The organism is Stenotrophomonas sp. YJH_SMC_21, from assembly GCF_059369555.1.
In genome coordinates, this window is record NZ_JCAFSU010000008.1 from 68154 (window position 1) to 85073 (window position 16920).

Genomic DNA, 16920 nt, shown 5'->3' on the forward strand with positions numbered 1-16920 from the left:
TACCACGGCTAGCTTGGAAGTCACCAGAGTGTAACGTGGTCGTGACATCACGGCGCAGCCTGGGCCCACGTCATCCACGCATGGCGTGGGTCTACCTGCTGATGCGGTCCAGCCAGCAGGCCAGGCCCTGCGCGTTGAGTTCGATGTCCATCGCCAGAACAGCGATCACCGCCGCATCGTCCAGCGCACAGCCATGCAGCTGTGCACGTTCCAGGTACAGCGCCTGCAGCGCGGCCAGCAGGCAGCGGTGGCGGTCGGGGCGGCCATCGCACTGGCGGCCGATGGTGGCCATCGCATCGATCTGTTCGAACAGGTCGTTGGCCAGTTTCTGCACCTGCTCCACGCGGCCGTAGTGGGTCAGGTACATCGCCTGCGGGCCATAGCCCAGCATGCGCTGGATCGAGGCCTTCATCGCCTCCGGATCGAACTGCACCGGCGACGAGGTCGGGAAGATGAAGGCCCCCTGCGCACTGTCCAGCTCGCGGTAGGAAATGCCGAAGGTATCGCCGGTGAACCAGCTGCGGCTGCGCGCATCCCACACGCAGTAATGGTGCAGTGCGTGGCCCGGGGTGTGCAGCAGCACCAGCTCGCGGCCGGCCAGGTCGATACGGTGGCCGTCCTCGGCCACCACCACACGATGTTCGGGAATGGCCTCGATACGACCATAGCTGCGCGCGATTTCCTCGGCACCGTACACCGCCGTGGCACCGGCAATCAGCCGGGTCGGGTCGATCATGTGCGGCGCACCGCGCGGGTGCAGCACTGCCTTTGCGTTGGGCAGCCGCTGCATCAGCAGGCCGGCGCCGCCGGCGTGGTCCAGGTGCACGTGCGTGAGCAGCAGCCAGTCCACCGCATCAACGGCCAGACCCGCGTTGGCCAGCGCCTGCAGCATCGCCGGCACCGACAGGCCGGTGCCACAGTCGACGAACGCGGCGCGGTCGTTTTCAACGATCAGATAGGCCGCGTCGAAGTCGGGACGCTGGAAGCCGGTATCGATGGTGTGGATGCTGGGGTCGGCGATCATCGGCACGCACCTGGCAGGATCGGGAACAGACGCCCATGGTAGGCGCGCGGGCGGTCCGGGTTCGATGTGGCTTTGGTCGGGTGGTGCCGGGTTGTGGCCGGGTAGAGTCGACTGTCAGTCGACTGTCGCGCGCAGCGCGGGCTTCCAGAAGAGCAGTCGACTCACAGTCGACTCTACCAAGGGCAAGCGCAGGCAAGCGCAGGCCAACCAACCGCAGGTCCATCGGGTGCGCAAGGGCAGGTTCAGCGCAATGCGAACCGCGGCCGCAGCAGCAGGGCCAGCACCAGCACCGCCAGGAATGCGCCGTAGGCGTACAGCACCGCCAGTACCTGCGGCCAGATCGGGCCGGCGCCGGGCTGTGCCATGCCAAGTCGATACCCCCACAGCATCGAGGCGATGCTCAGGGCGAAGGCCAGCAGCAGGGTGGTGCCATCGAACAGGCGCCGCCGCGGGGTGCGCGGCTGGCGCGGGAACAGCCAGTACAGGCTGCCCAGCAGCAGGAACCAGGGCAGGAACAGCAGCAGCGACAACCAGGCCATCGCAGACTCCATGTCATCGCGCCGGAGGCGCGCGGACATCATGCCATGACCTTCGTTCGCGGGTAGTGCCGGTCGCTGGCCGGCGTTTTCCTATGCAGTTGCCGGCCAGCGGCCGGCCCTACCCTTACGCTTCGCGCAGCATGGCCAGGGCCGCCAGCACGGCGTCCACTTCGGCTTCCAGCTTGAACAGTTCGCTCTGCAGCTGGTCACCCTGCTCCGCCTGCTTGATCACGGCAATCAACTGCCCCGCGTCGCGCGGCGAATCGAAGCCTTCGCTCTGGATCAGCAGCGTGCCGTCACCGGCGGTCAGCTTGAAGTAGAAGCGGCCGTCCTTCTCGCGGTACTGCTTGAACAGTGGCGGTGCCACGCGGGCCACGCCGGCGTCCTCGCTGGCGATATCGCCTGCGCTGGACAGGTCACGCAGGCCCACCGCATGGCGCAGCTCGTCCAGCAGCGGTGCCGCCAGCTGCTCGCGCAGCTGCTGGCCACGGCGCTTGAGCAGCGCCTCGATCTTCTCCGGCTCGGCCATCAGCGCGTTGTAGCGCTCGCGCAGCGGCGACAGTTCGCTGTCGATGCGCTCGAACAGCTGCTGCTTGGCGTCACCCCAGCTGATGCCGGCGGCGAACGCCTTGGCGAATTCGGCGGTCTGTTCCGGGGTGGCGAAGGCCTGGTACATCTGGAACAGCGCCGAGCCCTCGGTGTCCTTCGGCTCGCCGGGTGCGCGCGAGTCGGTCAGGATCGAGAACACCAGCTTCTTCAGCTCCTCGCGCGGCACGAACAGCGGAATGGTGTTGTGGTAGCTCTTGCTCATCTTGCGGCCATCCAGGCCCGCCAGCGTCGCCACCTGCTCGTCGATCACCACGTCCGGCAGCGGGAAGTACTCCTTGCCGTACACGTGGTTGAAGCGCTGGGCGAAGTCGCGCGCCATCTCGATGTGCTGGATCTGGTCACGGCCCACCGGCACCTGGTTGGCCTTGAAGATGAGGATGTCGGCGGCCATCAGCACCGGGTACATGAACAGGCCGGCGCTGACGCCTGCGTCCTCGTCCACGCCTTCCTCGCGGTTCTTGTCCACCGCCGCCTTGTAGGCGTGCGCGCGGTTGAGGATGCCCTTGCTGGCGATCGCGGTCAGGAACCACATCAGCTCGGTGGTCTCGCGGATGTCGCTCTGGCGGTAGAACCACACGTGTTCCGGGTCCAGGCCACAGGCCAGCCAGCTGGCCGCGATCTCCAGGGTCGCGCGCTGGGTGCGCTGCGGGTCCTGGGACTTGATCAGGCTGTGCAGGTCGGCCAGGAAGAAGAAGCTCTCGATCCCCGGCGCGCGGCTGGCCGCGATGGCCGGACGGATGGCGCCAACGTAGTTGCCCAGGTGGGGCGTGCCGGAGGGGGTGATGCCAGTAAGGACTCGGGTGGTCATGACTGCGTGGGGTAACCTTCGATGAACGGGGCCAGTTTACCTTGCACGCCACCAACCCCGTCAGGGCCTGCGGCGCGTTCATTCACGCAACCCCGCTGGAGACGCCCGATGAAACGCCTGCTGCCCCTGCTGCTGATCCTGCCCCTGGCCGGCTTCCGCCCCGCCCCGATGCCGCCGCCGGCCTACGAGGGCGGCCCCGTGCGCATGTCTCTGGTCGACCGCGACCGCGGCACCGAATTGCGCAGCTACCCTGCCGAGGGCCAGCGCTGGGTGGCCGGCGAGCGCGGCCACCGCTACGCCGTGCGCCTGTACAACGACAGCCCGCGCCGGGTGCTGGTGGTGCTGTCGGTAGACGGCGTCAACGCCATCTCCGGCGAGGATGCCGATCCCTCGCAGACCGGCTACGTGCTCAACCCCGGCCAGCGCGCCGACATCACCGGCTGGCGCAAGAGCCAGGATGAAGTGGCCCAGTTCGTGTTCAGCAGCCCCAGCGGCAGCTATGCCATCCGCACCGGTCGCCCGGACAACATCGGCGTGGTCGGCGTGGCGGTGTTCGAGGAAGCGCGCCGCTGGCGTCCGGATCCGATCCTGCGCCGCAGCCTGCCGCTGCCGGCACCGGCCCCGACGGCCGAAGCGGCGGCCGATGCCAGCGCCAGCAACAGCCGCATCGAGGGTTATGCCAGCAAGTCACAGGCCCCTGCGCTGGGCACCGGCCACGGCGCACGCGAGCAGTCGTCGGTACGCGATACCGACTTCGAACGCGCCAGCCGCAGCCCGGCGCAGGTTCTGCAGCTGCGCTACGACAGCGCCCGCAATCTGCGCGCGCGCGGCATCCTGGTCGATACACCGCCGTCGCGCCTGCCGCGCGAACCGCAGGCGTTCCCCAACCGCTATGTGCCGGACCCGCCGGCGCGCTGATCGGCCGCCCAGACAGCACAACGCCCGCAACCTCTCGGTGCGGGCGTTGTGCCGTGGGGGAAAACCGTAGCGCTTACTTGTAGTCCGGGTAGTCCTTGCTCACGGCATCCTGGAACTCACGGACTTCCTTCTCAGCGCGATCCTTGGCCCAGCCATAACGTTCCTGCAGGCGGCCGGCCAGATACTCGGCATTGCCTTCAGCCACATCGAAGTCGTCGTTGGTCAGATCGCCCCACTTGGCCTGGGCCTTGCCCTTCAGCTGCGACCACTTGCCGGAAATGATGTCTTTGTTCATTGCTGGGAGTCCTTGGTTGCAACGGCGTTCTTACCGTGGCTACAGCTTCGCGCAGCGGCTGTTGAGCGCCGGTCAACCGACCATGAAAGCACTGCTCACCTGCTTGAATGGTTCACTACGCTTCGACACGTACGCTGCAGAAAAACGCGCAAGAAAAAAGGCCGGGGAGGTCCCCCCGGCCTTTTTGCTTTCCGTCCACTTCAGGCTCAACGGCCCTTGGCGGCATCCTCAACCTTTTCGCCAGCCTTCTGCACGTCCTTGCCGGCACCGGCAACGGTGTTGCAACCGGCCAGCAGGGCCACCGAGAACATCGACAACAGCATCAGGGCAACTACGCGCTTCATGGGCTTCTCCTTGGGTTCGCCGCTATACCGCTTCATTCGCGGATGGGGTTCGGTCGCTCGGCGGAAGGAGCCAATGCCACTGCCGCCGCGTGATGTGCAATCTGGCGGCAGGGGCGTGGAGCGCGTGTGAACGGATCATCGATCCGTTCAGGCGGAGAGCTCAGTCGCGCATCAGGGTGGACTTGCCGAACAGGCTTTCGACCAGGTCCACGGCCAGTTCGGCGGTGGCATTCTGCTTGTCCAGCAAGGGGTTGAGCTCGACGATGTCCAGCGAACCCATGCGCCCGGTGTCGGCAATCATCTCCATCACCAGCTGCGCCTCGCGGTAGTTCACCCCGCCCGGCACGGTGGTGCCGACGCCCGGTGCGATGCTCGGGTCGAGGAAATCCACATCGAAGCTGACATGCAGGTGGGTGTTCTCGTCGATGCCCGCCAGTGCTGCCTCGACCGCGCGCTTCATGCCGTTCTCGTCGATGTAGCGCATGTCGTAGACATCCACCTTGTGGGTCTTGATCAGGCGCTTCTCTTCCGGGTCCACCGAACGGATGCCGATCTGGTGCACCTGGATGGGGGTGATCGCCGGTGCGCTGCCGCCGAGGTGGGTCAGCGCCTTCGGGCCGAGGCCGCACAGGCAGGCCACCGGCATGCCGTGGATGTTGCCCGATGGAGTGACATCGCTGGTGTTGAAGTCCGAATGCGCATCCAGCCACAGCACGCGCAGGGTCTTGCCCTGCTCGCGGCACCAGCGTGCCACGGCAGTGATCGAACCGATGCCCAGGCAGTGGTCGCCGCCGAGCATGATCGGCATGCGGCCGGCCTGCAGTTCGGCATAGCTGGCTTCCATCAGCGCGTGGTTCCACGCCACCACTTCATCCAGGTGGCGGTAGCCTTCCACCGGCGCGGTCCACGGATTGCGCGGACCATCCAGGTTGCCCAGGTCGCGCACATCCACGCCGCGCGCCTCGAGCGCTTCCGGCAGCCCAGCCACGCGCAGCGCTTCCGGCCCCAGCCGTGCACCGCGATGGCCCGCACCCACATCGGTGGGAACGCCAATCAGCGATACGGAAATGGGATGGGCCATGGGTGCCTCCTGCGGGGGAAAAAGAAGCACAGTCTAGCCAGAGCTGTGTGACACCACTCGCGGCGGTGCAGCAGGGCCATTGCATGGCATGATGCCGCGCGGTCCCGACCACCTTTCATGGAAGATTGCGATGTCGCCCTTCATCAACACCGCCTGGCCACGCTTCTTCATGGGCGCGCTGCCCATCGCCGCTTTTGCGGTTCTGTTGAGCAGCTCGATCGATGCATCGCCGTACCGCTGGCTGATGCAGGCGACGCTCCTGCTGGTGCCGCTCTCGACCCTGGTATTCCTCGGGTTGGGTTGGCAGCGTCTGCGCAAAGCACACGCCGAACACCCGATTCTGAAAAGCGAGCTGCCCCGTGTGGCGACGGCATTGATCGGCAACGTGAAGCTGGCGGCGCTATGGTTCGGCCTGACCTTCGTTGGCATGTTCACCCTGATGCTGGCGTGGGTGTTGCTGTATAAGTCCTGCGGCTGAAGCCTGCCCCAACCCGCTGCGCGCTCAGCGTCCGCGGCGGCGAACCGGCGTCAGGCTCTGCACCTGGCCGTTGTTGCGCATCATGCACAGGAAGCGGCCGTCGGGATAATCGATGATCAGTTCCTGGTAATCGCTGCCCACCGGCATCTGGGTGACCAGGGCGCCCTGCGCGCCCTTGCGCACATTGCAGGCCCCCAGTGCGGTATCGCCTGACGGCGCCGGGGTGGTCACCGAAGACACATTGCGGAACACCGCGCGGCAGCCGCCATTGACCCACACCGAGTGCCGCGACAGGCCCCAGTTCTTGCCTTCCTCGCAGCGGGTGCGGCTGAGCTGGCGCACGATCTCCACATTGCCACGGGTATTCAGATCGCACGACACCTGCTGCTGGCCGGTGGATTCGCAAGTGACTTCGCGCGGTAGCGCGGCATCCCCGGTGGCAGCGTCGCCAGGGCGGGCGCTGTTTGTGGCGGGCGCGGGCGCACCACGGCTGCTGACCTGGCAGATGCCAGTGGCGCCGCCTCGGCCGGTGTAGCTGACCTGCGGCGAGCCGTCATCGTTGCGGCTGATCGACAGGGTGATGCCGCTGTTGGCATCGCGTGCTTCGAAATAGCGGTCGTTGAAACGTTTCAACGCCGTCTCGCGGCCTTGCACGTAGACCGGACCGCCTTCGTCGGCGTGCACATCGATGCCGCCCGGGCAGCTGGCGTTGAAGAACGGTACCGCGGCCATGGCTGGGACCACGAAGGCGGTGGATACCAGTGCGACGGTGAGCGACAGGGCATGGCGACGCATGTGCGGATCCCGAAGGGGCCCAGGATGGGCGTGTGGCGGCAGTATGCGGTGGAGCGCTGCGGGCTGTCCGTGAGGAATATCAATTTCCGGGTAGCGCGCGTGGGGATTCATGTCTGGTAAGGTGTTCTGGAAGCCCTGCCGGGGAAGTTAAGCCAGCTTTACTTCCTGGGCGATGAAAGGCCCTGCGACAGCAATGACGCACCAGGATTCATCGTTGGTTGCAGCCCCGCGCGAAATGTCGCTTCTGGCATTGCAATGCTCGAAACGGGCCAAACGCGATAATTCATTTTTCCTTTCAGATCACCCGATGCCATCGAAACAAACGACTGGCAGGCGGTGATTTCACGTGCGCATGATGAATCGCCACCTGCGAGGGTGGCCGGGACTTCCAAGCCCGTGTTGTCAACGATGTATACGCTTGCCAGCCGGCGTCGTCCTCCCAAGTACGGCGCCGGCTGGCAATCCGTTAGCCGATCGACGGCGGGCGGTGCGTGGGGGCCTCGTGCCCGCCGATTCGTTGACCCGGTCTTGGAAGCCACGCATCGCCCGCCACCCTCCTCGGGTGGCACCTCTGTTCCCGACGAGGATGCCCGCATGCCCAAGGCCCATCACCCGTACCTGACCGCCACCCTGGGCGAGGCTGCCCTGCGCCTGCCGCCCGAACTGGCGCAGCCGTTGGAAGCCGCTTTCGCCGCCGCCAACGAGGCCCCTGCGCCGATCAACCTGCCCGGATGCCTGCAGCGCATCCGCGCCGGTGATGCCGCCGACGGACAGCCGTGGACGGGGCCCGCCAGCACACCCGGCCAGGCCGTGGCCGCCGCACGCCGGGATCGCGCCGCAGTCGGCCTGGTGTCGTTGTTGGAGCTGTATCACGCCGCAGAGCGCGTGCGCGTGGACGGGGAAGAGAAGGACGATATCGGCGATGGCACGCGCGAAGGGCTGATGCTGGCCTGTCGGGGGCTGGCGGAGTATGTGGCGTTGCAGGTGGGCGGGGCTCAATAATGCGGAACATTGGCGTCTCCAACGCACAGATTCAACACGCCGCAACCCCGACGAACGAATCAGGCAGACCCGCTGCTGGAATGAGCACACCCTACCCAAACCTGAAACCTGTCCTCGTTGAGCTGCGGCTGGACGAAGTGGATTCGCGCGGCGGCGCTGTTGCCGAGATGATCGCCTCCACCGCGCGCCCCATGGCGCTGTCCATAAGCCCTGAACTCATGTGGTACAGCTTCGTGCTGAATGACAGAGCCATCGCCCGGATCCGTCCTGGAACGCGGGCGAATTGCACAATCTCATTCATCAATTACGAAGGTGCGAAGGAGGTGTTCACTTGTGGCACGTTGGCCGCCTTCGGAGACGGATCATCAACAAAGGGTTGATCCGCATCATCCGGTTTGATTGAACCTGTTCGCGCCGAATGCCTTGATCTGGCAACGGCAGACGCGTGAGGCATCAATGCGCAGCGTGGCACACAAGCTGCTTCGAGCCAGAATGGCCAAACGACTCCTCCTTTGCCGCGTCATTGAGTTGACTCACCGGCTTGGGACGAAAAAACCGCCGAAAGGCGGTTTTTTCATGCTTTTCCGTGCGCTTTACGTCCAGCGACGTGCCAACGCATCAAGGTCCGCACGTACGCTCATGCAGCGCTGGCATGCAGGCGCACACCCAGGGCACGAGTCACCTTCAGGATGGTCGAGAAATCAGGGCTGCGCTCGCCAGACAGGGCACGATACAGACTCTCCCGCGACAGGCCCGCCGCACGTGCGACCTTGCTCATCCCTTGGGCACGCGCGATATCGCCCAGCGCCTTGGCGATGAATGCCGAATCGCCGTCGCTTTCTTCGATGCATGCATCGAGATAGGCCGCCATTTCCTTCGGTGTATGAAGGTGTTCGGCCACATCAAATGCTTCGAGTTCAACTTTCTTCTTGATAGCCATGATGGGACAGCTCCAGTACTTCGGTATTGAGTCGTTTCGCCTACAACCAGTTCGATGCTCGCAGGGCACGCGCAATCTCCTTGGCCTTCTCTATATCGCGCTGTTGCGAACCCTTGTCGCCTCCGACCAGAAGAATCACCAACTGCCTGCCCCGCTGGGTGTAGTACACGCGGTAACCGGGTCCTGCATCGATACGCAATTCAGAAACGCCATCCGCCAGATAGCGGTGATCACCAGGATGGCCTTCAGCGAGCCGACCGATACGGGCCAGGATGCGAGCGCGTGCGGTTACGTCCTTGAGAGCGTCAATCCATGTCGCGAACTGACGGGTACGCTGGATCTTCATGGAGAAATGTAGCCTACTGGCTACATACTTTCAACAATCAGGTTCAACAATCAGGATCGCGCGCAGGGAAGTGCAGAGCGACGCATCACACGCCGCGAGGGAGAACAGCGGAGAAGGAAGGAGGGGGGGCGGGATCGGCGCCCGACTGGCCAACGCGCAGCCGCTGCAAAAAGAGATTGGCAGATGCCCATTGGTGCCGCTTATCCGAATCGAACGGATGACCTACTGTTTACAAGACAGTTGCTCTACCAACTGAGCTAAAGCGGCATGGGTGGATCACCGGCGGCAGCGCCGCGGTCCGGGGATTCTAGCGCAACCTTGCGCATTCCAGCGACCGGCTCTGTGCCGCCCCGCTGCGCTGCTGGGCCTGGGCCGGTTGCGTGCCTGCCGCCAGCTGCCCTTCCAGCCACCACTGCCCGGCGTCGCCGCTGGCGACAAGGCGCGGCTGGAAGCCGGCGGCCTGCACCGCCGCCATGCGCCGCTCGGCGCCTTCGCGGTTGCGGTACTGGCCCAGCGCCACGGCGTTGGCCTCCTCGCCTTGGCTGATGATGTAGTAGTCGCTCAGGCCAGCGGCGACGATGCGTTTCACGGTGGCCTGGGCTTCTTCGCGGTTGGCGGCGGCCGGCAGCATCACCCGGTAACGGGCACTGCCGCTGGCAGCAGGCTGTTCGCGCAGGCGCACCTGGCTGAGCAGCGTGCTGGCCTTGCCCTGCGCACTGGTAGCGGCGGCGCGGTCGGCGAACGGGCCCAGCGCGACGCAGCGCGGCGGCTCGGCGGCCGCGGGCGGGGTTGCGGGCTTCTCCGGTGCCGGGGTCGGGGTCGGTGCAGGCGGTGTTGCCGGCTTGGCAGCGGCAGCAACCGGCGTAGCCTCAGCCGCCTGCGGCTTGGCAATCTCCGGCTTGGCCGGGGCGGCGGGCGCCGGCGTTACAGCCACGGCCGTCTTCTCCGCCGGTTCGCGCTCCATCAACGGCGCGGTCGGCGCGGCGGCCGTGGCTTCGGCGGCCGCAGCGGCATCCACGCCACCGGGCACCCAGCGCAGCTCGGCCACGCCGGCGGGTTGCGGCGGCGGCGCAGGCTTCTGCGGTGCATCGCGCAGCAGCCACCAGCAGGCGACGCCAAGATTGAGGATGGCCAGTACGACGATCAGGGCACGGGTCAGCATGCGCGGATACTAGCCTGCGGGCTGGTGCACCGCCCAGCGGGCGAGGCCATCCAGCACCAGCGAGGGGTGGTAGTCGGCGCCAGGCAGCAACGGCATCAGCGCCGGTGCGCCGCCACCATGCACCAGCAGCGAGGGCGCAACGCCCAGCAGCGTGTGCGCCTGCTGTGCGCTGCGTTCGATCAGTGCCACGGCCGCACCATCGCAGCCGGAGGCGAGCGCGTCGGCGGTGTCGTTGGCGAATTCGCTGTAGTCACCGCCGGTAGCCGGCAGCTGCACCGCGCGGGCATGCAGTGCTTCGCGCATGGTGGTGGGCGATGCGGAAATGCGGCCACCGTGGTGCTGGCCGTCGGCGTCGAGCAGATCAATCGTCAGTGCGGTGCCCACCCCGACCACCAGCACCGGGCGCTGCGCCTTGGCCGCGGCCAGCAGGGCCAGGAAGCGGTCCACACCGAATTTTTCGGGCTTGGCATAGGCAATGCGCACACCGGCGCATTCGGCGCTGGTACGCACCACGTGCACGTGCTCGAAGCGACGCTGCAGCTGGTCCAGCATCGCGCTGGTCAGCGACGGTGCGGCCACGCTGGCCACGAACGCGGTGGTGCCGCTGGGCAGGCTGTGCGGCGGCTGTCCGGCCATGCCTTCGGCGCCATGCGCCCAGGCCTGCACGTCACCGGCACGGTCACCCTGCAACGGCGCGAACTTGAAGCGCGAGTTGCCGAGGTCGAACAACCAATCGCTCATGCCGCCCTCACGCTGACTTCGCCGGCGTGCAGCAGGCGCTCACGGCCATCGATGCGCACGCGCAAGGCGCCGTCATCAGCCAGGCCGAGTGCGGTGCCATGCTGCCACTGCCCTTCCAGTTCCACCCGTACTTCGCGACCGGCCAGCATGTCGAACGCGGCGTAGCGCGGCAGGAAGGGAGCGAGGCCTTCGCGATCGAATTCTTCCAGTGCCGGCAGCAGGCGCGCCAGCACGGCAGCAACCACCACGTTGCGGTCCACCGGCTTGCCGGCCAGCGTGTCCAGGTCCACCCACGGCTGGGTGATCTGCTCGGCGAAGGACGGCGGCATGTGCGTGTTGATGCCGATGCCGATCACCGCGCGCGCCGGGCCGGCGTATTCGCCACCGCCTTCTGCGAGCAGGCCGACCAGCTTGCGGCCATCGACCAGCAGGTCGTTCGGCCACTTCAGCTGCGCCTGGGTGTAGCCCAGGTCGTGCAGCGCTTCGGCCACGGCGATGCCGGCCACCAGGCTCAGCCCGGCCAGGCGACCGAGGCCACCGGAAAACAGCCGCAGCACCGACAGGTAGATATGCGCGGCCAGCGGCGACGCCCACGTACGGCCGCGACGGCCGCGGCCGCCGGTCTGGCGCTCGGCCAGCAGGACGCTCACCCCGCGCTGGGGCGCGCTGCAACGCAGCAATTCGGCGTTGGTCGAGTCCACTGTCCAGGCGACCTGCAGGTCGTGCAGCAGGGCTTGGACGCCGGCAGGCAGGCCGGCACGGATCGCGTCCGGGTCCAGTAGGTCGACCGGGCGGGTCAGGCCATAGCCCTCACCTGCACGCCCCTCGATGTCTACACCGGCGGCTCTAAGTCCTTGAATACGCTTCCAAATGGCCGCCCGGGTCTGGCCCAGCTCACGGGCCAGGGCGTCGCCGGAGAGGCGACCGGCAGCGAGTTTGGCCAGCAATTGGCGGTCGTCCACGGCAGCTTCCACGAAGTCAGGAAGGAATTATGCGGGAAAGCCGCCAGCGGCGCCCGCCACGCTGGGTTCCGCGGGGGCTTCCAACGGGGCGCCGGGTTCGGGCTAGAATCGGGAACTCACCTTCCCTTAACGTGGATGTCGTCAATGCGCCGTTATGCCCATTGCCTGATCCTGCTGACGATGCCCTTCGCGGCGTCTGCGACGGCAGCGCTGGACGACAGCCGCGGCGCCTGCGTGTCCTCCAACGGCGATGCCGCTTCGCAGCGTGCACCGACCGCGACCGCTTCGGCCGCCACCACCAAGCCGGCACCGGTCCGCCCGGCAGCCAACACCAGCACGGGCGGCGGTGGCAGCGATGACGACGTGCTGCAGCGCATCCGCGCACCGAAGTGGCACAGCTACCTGCCGGGAATGTTCCGCTGATCAAGTCGTTGCTGCAGTGGCTGCGGCCTGCGCCGCGGCCGATCGACGATATACTGTGGAATGAGGCCTGCCGCCGCGCCGCCTGGCTGCACGGTCTGGACGACGAACGCCGCGCGCGATTGCGCCTGCTGGCCACGCGCTTCCTGCACGAGAAGACCATCACGCCGATCGGCGAGCTGCAGCTGCATGCCGGCGATGGCGTGCTGCTGGCGGCACTGTGCTGCCTGCCGCTGCTGGAGTTCGGCGAGGTGGGTCTGGAAGGCTGGTCGCAGCTGATCGTCTACCCCGATGCATTCCGCGTACATCGCAGCCACATGGATGCGGCCGGCGTACTGCATGAGTGGGATGACGAACTGATTGGCGAGTCGTGGGACAGCGGTCCGTTGATCCTGTCGTGGGCCGATGTGCAGGCCGACCTGGCGACGCCGCACGAGGGCTACTGCGTGGCGGTGCACGAGATGGTGCACAAGCTGGATGCGCTGGATGGTGCGATGGACGGCACGCCGCCACTGCCGCGCGAGTGGCAGCGCGAGTGGGCAGCCACCTTCCAGCGTTCCTACGACGCCTTCTGCGCGCAGGTGGATGCGGGTGAGGAAACGCTGATCGACCCGTACGCGGCCGAGGCACCGGAGGAGTTCTTCGCGGTGGCCAGCGAGTATCACTTCTCGGCACCGGATCTGCTGCAGCAGGCGTTGCCGGAGGTGGCCGCGCAGCTGCAGCGGTTCTATGGCGAGCCGCCAAGGATCGAAACACGGTAGTGCCGGCCGCTGGCCGGCAACCTGGCAATGCCACCGAAGATCATGAGGGTGCCGGCCAGCGGCCGGCACTACCGGATTGCGCACGCGCTGTTGCGTCAGGCGATGCCCGGCGGACGGGAACGCGTGGCTGCGGCGGTGCTACGGCGAGCCGCCAAAGGTCGAAACACGGTAGTGCCGGCCGCTGGCCGGCAACCTGGCAATGCCACCGAAGATCATGAGGGTGCCGGCCAGCGGCCGGCACTACCGGATTACGCACGCGTTATTGCGTCAGGCGACGCCCGGCGGACGGGAACGCGCAGCCGCGGCGGTTCCATGGCGAGCCGCTGACGATCGAAACACGGTAGTGCCAGCCGCTTGCCGGCAACCTGGCAATGCCACCGAAGATCATGAGGGTGCCGGCCAGCGGCCGGCACTACCGGACTACGCACGCGTTGTTGCGCCAGGCGATGTCCGGCGGACGGGAACGCGTGGCTGCGGCGGTTCCACGGCGAGCCGCCGACGATCGAAACACGGTAGTGCCGGCCGCTGGCCGGCACCCTGGCAATGCCACCGAAGATCATGAGGTTGCCGGCCAGCGGCCGGCACTACCGGAACACCCTGCGTTGTTGCGCCAGGCGATGCCCGGCGGACGGGCGGGAACGCGCGGCTGCGGCGGTTCCATGGCGAGCCGCCGACGATCGAAACACGGTAGTGCCCGCCGCTGGCCGGCAACCCGGTAATGCCACCGAAGAGCATGAGGGTGCCGGCCAGCGGCCGGCACTACCGGAACACCACGCGCTGTTGCGTCAGGCGATGCCCGGCGGACGGGAACGCGTGGCTGCGGCGGTTCTACGGCGAGCCGCCGAAGATCGAAACACGGTAGTGCCGGCCGCTGGCCGGCAACCCGGTAATGCCACCGAAGATCATGAAGTTGCCGGCCAGCGGCCAGCACTACCGATTGCGAAGGTTTACGGCCCCGGCGGCAAACGCACTTCGAAACGGGCGCCGCCCAGTTCGCTGGAACGGCCGACGGCCAGTTCGCCGCGGTAATCCTTGATCAGGTCCTGCACGATCGACAGGCCGATGCCGTGGCCCTGCACGCGCTCGTCGCCACGCACACCACGCTGCAGCACCTTGCCGATGTCGTCCGGGGCAATGCCCGGGCCATCGTCGTCCACCGCCAGCAGCAGGCCTGCGCGGCGCGCGTTCGGTGCCGGCAGCGGCTGCGCGGTCAGCAGCACGCGGCGGTTGGCCCACTTGAAGGCGTTTTCCAGCAGGTTGCCGAGCAGTTCCTGCAGGTCGCCCGGTTCGCCGTGGAAGCGCGCGGCCGGATCGATGTCGAACTCGCACAGCACGCCCTTGGAGGCGTAGACCTTCTCCAGGCCACGTACGATTTCCTCGGCGTTGGACTCGATCGGAAGCGGCGCGGAGAACAGCTTGTGGCCCGACGACGCAGCACGTGCCAGCTGGTACGAAACCAGGTTGTTCATGCGCTGCAGCTGCACGTCCAGCTCTTCGCGCAGCGCGCCATCGCCCGCGCCGCTGTCCATCTGCGTGCGCAGCACCGCAATGGGCGTCTTCAGGCTGTGTGCCAGGTCGGCCAGGGTGTTGCGCTGGCGCTCGAGGTTCTCGCGCTCGCTTTCAATGAAGGCGTTGATGCTGTCGGTCAGCGGTTCCAGCTCGCGCGGGTGGCGCTCGCTCATGCGCTCGGTCTCGCCGCGCTGCACCTTGGTCAGCTCGGTGATCACGCGACGCAGCGGACGCAGGCTCCACTGCAGGATGACGGTCTGCAGCAGCAGCAGGATCAGGCCGATGCCGCCCAGGTAGAACCAGACACGGCCACGGAACACGCGCAGCTGCGCGCCCAGCGCGCGCGAGTCTTCCATCACATAGATGGTGTACGGGAATTCGGTGGCCGGGTCGGCGTCGGCGTCCCACACCAGGCCCAGGCCATAGCGGTACACCGAACCCTGGCTGCCGTCGATCTGGATCATCGGCAGCGGGCCTTCGAACACTTCCTGGCGTGGCGCCAGCAGGCCGCCGCCGACGGTGGGCAGCATCGGGCCTTCGGCGGACATCGAATTGCCCTTGCCGTGCGGCATCACTACCTGCAGGTACAGGCCACTGCCCGGCACGTCGAAGCGCGAATCCGGCGGCTGCTCGCGGATGTACAGCGAGCGGTCGCGGGTGAAGTCGATGCCGGCCGCGTACGCGGTGGCGTAGTTCTTCAGGCGCTCACGCAGGTTCGCCTTCGCCGTATCGGCGAAGGCGGCGTCGAGTGCGTAACCGGCCAGGGCCAGGAACGCGACCAAGCCCACGGACGCGGCAAGCATCTGGCGCGCCTGCAGGGAGCGCGGCCGCCAGCGTCGGAAGAACCACAGACGGCCGGACATCATGGTCTCGCCAGGCTGAGCCGGCTCAGCCCTCGTTGCGCGGAATCGCGAAACGGTAGCCGCGGCCGCGCACGGTCTCGATCGGCTTCAGTTCGCCATCCGGGTCCAGCTTCTTGCGCAGGCGGCCGATGAAGACCTCCAGCACGTTCGAGTCGCGGTCGAAGTCCTGCTGGTAGATGTGCTCGGTGAGGTCGGCCTTGGAGACCAGTTCACCGGCGTGCATCATCAGGTACTCCAGCACCTTGTATTCGTAGCTGGTCAGGTCGACATTGCTGCCGGCCACGCTGACGGTCTGCGCAGCCAGGTCAAGGGCGACCGGGCCGCATTCCAGGGTCGGCTTGCTCCAGCCGGCAGCGCGGCGCAGCAGCGCGTTGACGCGGGCCAGCAGCTCTTCGACGTGGAACGGCTTGACCAGGTAGTCGTCGGCGCCCTGCTTCAGGCCTTCGACCTTGTCCTGCCAGCTCGAACGCGCGGTCAGGATCAGCACCGGGAACTTCTTGCCTTCGTCACGCAGGGCCTTGATCAGCTCCATGCCCGACATCTTGGGCAGGCCGAGGTCGATGATGCCGACATCGAACGGAACTTCGCGCCCCATGTAGAGGCCTTCCTCGCCGTCCTGCGCAGCATCGACGGCAAAGCCTTCGCGCTTGAGCCGGGCTGCCAGGGTCTCACGCAGCGGGGCTTCGTCTTCGACCAGAAGGATACGCATGAACTCTCCCTAGTGTCCTGGGTGTGGCCCGGAGGCCTGTGGGGTACGGGTTGATAGCGACAACTATCCCTGTTCAGGGGTTATCGCCGCGTAGTGATGACATATCCGACCGCGGCGTGCGCGGCTGTGAACGCGACGGTGCGGGGTCGTCCATGTAGCGGACCCGGCCCCGGTCGTCCATGTACTTCACCCGGTTGATGTCACGCCCATCGAACGGCACGCGCTCGGCGCCGAGGATGTGGCCGCCGGTGGTGCGCTGCACGCGGCGCACGGCATCGGACAGCGAGCGCTCGTCGCCACGGCCACCGCGCTCGCCCCGCTCCATCATCTCCGCGCGCCCCTGATCGCCACGCGGCGGCTGTTGCGCCAGCGCCGAAGACAGCGGCGCAGCCGCCAGCACCACGCAGGTGGCCAGGGCAATGCGGCGATGGAAGGGAGCGGAAGACATCGATGCGATCCTAGCCGAGCACGGCGATTCGTTCAAAAGTCGTAAATCCGGGAGCCGGGTTCGGGACCCGGCGCTTTACAAATCCTTTGCAAATTCTTGGTTTGGGGCAGTGAATCCGGTCTGAACTTTTCCGGCCCTGCGCTCGCGTCGTTCATCTAGGTGAACA

The 16920-nt window shown here is 66.8% G+C and carries 21 protein-coding genes and 1 tRNA gene; 6 read left to right on the forward strand and 16 right to left on the reverse strand.

The features are described 5' to 3' along the window. Window positions 1–91: 91 nt before the first annotated feature. The 3 genes from AC5P67_RS12460 to AC5P67_RS12470 all read right to left on the reverse strand — a co-directional run bounded on the left by AC5P67_RS12460 (window position 92) and on the right by AC5P67_RS12470 (window position 2980). Window positions 92–1024 carry an MBL fold metallo-hydrolase gene (locus tag AC5P67_RS12460; RefSeq protein WP_111118131.1) on the reverse strand — a complete coding sequence of 311 codons (933 nt, stop codon included), beginning with the start codon at window positions 1022–1024 and terminating at the stop codon, window positions 92–94. 242 nt (window positions 1025–1266) lie between these two features. Further along, window positions 1267–1563, reverse strand: coding sequence for a hypothetical protein (locus AC5P67_RS12465; RefSeq protein WP_043035191.1), 297 nt, complete (start codon window positions 1561–1563; stop codon window positions 1267–1269). Between the two features lie 124 nt (window positions 1564–1687). Beyond that, on the reverse strand, window positions 1688–2980 hold the full coding sequence (locus AC5P67_RS12470) for a tryptophan--tRNA ligase (protein ID WP_049395252.1): 1293 nt from the start codon (window positions 2978–2980) through the stop codon (window positions 1688–1690). Between the two features lie 108 nt (window positions 2981–3088). Here AC5P67_RS12470 and AC5P67_RS12475 point away from each other — a divergent pair, with 108 nt between their 5' ends. After that, entirely contained in the window at window positions 3089–3898 is an 810-nt protein-coding gene (locus AC5P67_RS12475) for a hypothetical protein (RefSeq protein WP_111118130.1), read from the forward strand. Window positions 3899–3971: 73 nt separating this feature from the next. On the opposite strand, the gene AC5P67_RS12480 is transcribed toward AC5P67_RS12475, so the two are convergent. The 3 genes from AC5P67_RS12480 to rocF form a co-directional block, all read right to left on the reverse strand. Continuing rightward, complete coding sequence (locus AC5P67_RS12480; RefSeq protein ID WP_004153772.1) at window positions 3972–4193, reverse strand: CsbD family protein; 222 nt, start codon at window positions 4191–4193, stop codon at window positions 3972–3974. A 206-nt stretch (window positions 4194–4399) separates the two neighbouring features. Further along, entirely contained in the window at window positions 4400–4537 is a 138-nt protein-coding gene (locus AC5P67_RS12485) for an entericidin A/B family lipoprotein (RefSeq protein WP_005407710.1), read from the reverse strand. A 160-nt stretch (window positions 4538–4697) separates the two neighbouring features. After that, window positions 4698–5618, reverse strand: a complete 921-nt coding sequence (gene rocF / locus AC5P67_RS12490; RefSeq protein ID WP_005407709.1) for an arginase — start codon at window positions 5616–5618, stop codon at window positions 4698–4700. A gap of 130 nt (window positions 5619–5748) precedes the next feature. On the opposite strand from rocF, the gene AC5P67_RS12495 reads away from it, so the two are divergent. Continuing rightward, complete coding sequence (locus AC5P67_RS12495; RefSeq protein ID WP_005411961.1) at window positions 5749–6096, forward strand: hypothetical protein; 348 nt, start codon at window positions 5749–5751, stop codon at window positions 6094–6096. A 24-nt stretch (window positions 6097–6120) separates the two neighbouring features. Here AC5P67_RS12495 and AC5P67_RS12500 read toward each other — a convergent pair whose 3' ends face one another. Further along, window positions 6121–6891 carry a DUF3011 domain-containing protein gene (locus tag AC5P67_RS12500; RefSeq protein WP_005411960.1) on the reverse strand — a complete coding sequence of 257 codons (771 nt, stop codon included), beginning with the start codon at window positions 6889–6891 and terminating at the stop codon, window positions 6121–6123. A gap of 594 nt (window positions 6892–7485) precedes the next feature. On the opposite strand from AC5P67_RS12500, the gene AC5P67_RS12505 reads away from it, so the two are divergent. Both AC5P67_RS12505 and AC5P67_RS12510 read left to right on the forward strand, forming a co-directional pair. Beyond that, a complete protein-coding gene (locus tag AC5P67_RS12505; protein ID WP_005407705.1) occupies window positions 7486–7893 on the forward strand; it encodes a hypothetical protein in 408 nt (135 codons plus the stop codon). 80 nt (window positions 7894–7973) lie between these two features. Next, entirely contained in the window at window positions 7974–8273 is a 300-nt protein-coding gene (locus AC5P67_RS12510) for a hypothetical protein (RefSeq protein WP_005407704.1), read from the forward strand. 257 nt (window positions 8274–8530) lie between these two features. On the opposite strand, the gene AC5P67_RS12515 is transcribed toward AC5P67_RS12510, so the two are convergent. From AC5P67_RS12515 to birA, 6 genes are all read right to left on the reverse strand, one after another. Then, window positions 8531–8833 (reverse strand): addiction module antidote protein, encoded by a 303-nt coding sequence (locus tag AC5P67_RS12515; protein ID WP_005407703.1) that lies wholly within the window; start codon window positions 8831–8833, stop codon window positions 8531–8533. A 40-nt stretch (window positions 8834–8873) separates the two neighbouring features. Continuing rightward, window positions 8874–9179, reverse strand: a complete 306-nt coding sequence (locus AC5P67_RS12520) for a type II toxin-antitoxin system RelE/ParE family toxin (RefSeq protein WP_005407702.1) — start codon at window positions 9177–9179, stop codon at window positions 8874–8876. Window positions 9180–9370: 191 nt separating this feature from the next. Continuing rightward, window positions 9371–9446 (reverse strand) — tRNA-Thr (locus tag AC5P67_RS12525). A gap of 40 nt (window positions 9447–9486) precedes the next feature. After that, complete coding sequence (locus tag AC5P67_RS12530) at window positions 9487–10341, reverse strand: SPOR domain-containing protein (RefSeq protein WP_005411958.1); 855 nt, start codon at window positions 10339–10341, stop codon at window positions 9487–9489. Window positions 10342–10350: 9 nt separating this feature from the next. Next, complete coding sequence (locus AC5P67_RS12535) at window positions 10351–11082, reverse strand: type III pantothenate kinase (protein ID WP_005407698.1); 732 nt, start codon at window positions 11080–11082, stop codon at window positions 10351–10353. Next, window positions 11079–12044 carry a bifunctional biotin--[acetyl-CoA-carboxylase] ligase/biotin operon repressor BirA gene (birA, locus tag AC5P67_RS12540; protein WP_043035430.1) on the reverse strand — a complete coding sequence of 322 codons (966 nt, stop codon included), beginning with the start codon at window positions 12042–12044 and terminating at the stop codon, window positions 11079–11081. The genes AC5P67_RS12535 and birA overlap by 4 nt, the downstream gene beginning before the upstream one ends. 144 nt (window positions 12045–12188) lie before the next feature. Here birA and AC5P67_RS12545 point away from each other — a divergent pair, with 144 nt between their 5' ends. Further along, window positions 12189–12467: a hypothetical protein gene (locus AC5P67_RS12545; protein WP_005411956.1), complete on the forward strand. Its 279-nt coding sequence runs from the start codon at window positions 12189–12191 to the stop codon at window positions 12465–12467. After that, a complete protein-coding gene (locus tag AC5P67_RS12550; protein ID WP_181453215.1) occupies window positions 12434–13225 on the forward strand; it encodes a M90 family metallopeptidase in 792 nt (263 codons plus the stop codon). Before AC5P67_RS12545 ends, AC5P67_RS12550 begins: the two co-directional genes overlap by 34 nt. A 947-nt stretch (window positions 13226–14172) precedes the next feature. Here AC5P67_RS12550 and AC5P67_RS12555 read toward each other — a convergent pair. The 3 genes from AC5P67_RS12555 to AC5P67_RS12565 form a co-directional block, all read right to left on the reverse strand. Further along, the gene (locus AC5P67_RS12555) at window positions 14173–15597 is read right to left on the reverse strand and encodes an ATP-binding protein (protein ID WP_032953760.1); all 1425 of its coding nucleotides are present in this window, start codon (window positions 15595–15597) and stop codon (window positions 14173–14175) included. 25 nt (window positions 15598–15622) lie between these two features. Further along, window positions 15623–16306, reverse strand: a complete 684-nt coding sequence (locus tag AC5P67_RS12560) for a response regulator transcription factor (protein ID WP_004136763.1) — start codon at window positions 16304–16306, stop codon at window positions 15623–15625. Window positions 16307–16379: 73 nt separating this feature from the next. Then, on the reverse strand, window positions 16380–16754 hold the full coding sequence (locus tag AC5P67_RS12565; RefSeq protein ID WP_005407693.1) for a hypothetical protein: 375 nt from the start codon (window positions 16752–16754) through the stop codon (window positions 16380–16382). Window positions 16755–16920: the final 166 nt, after the last annotated feature.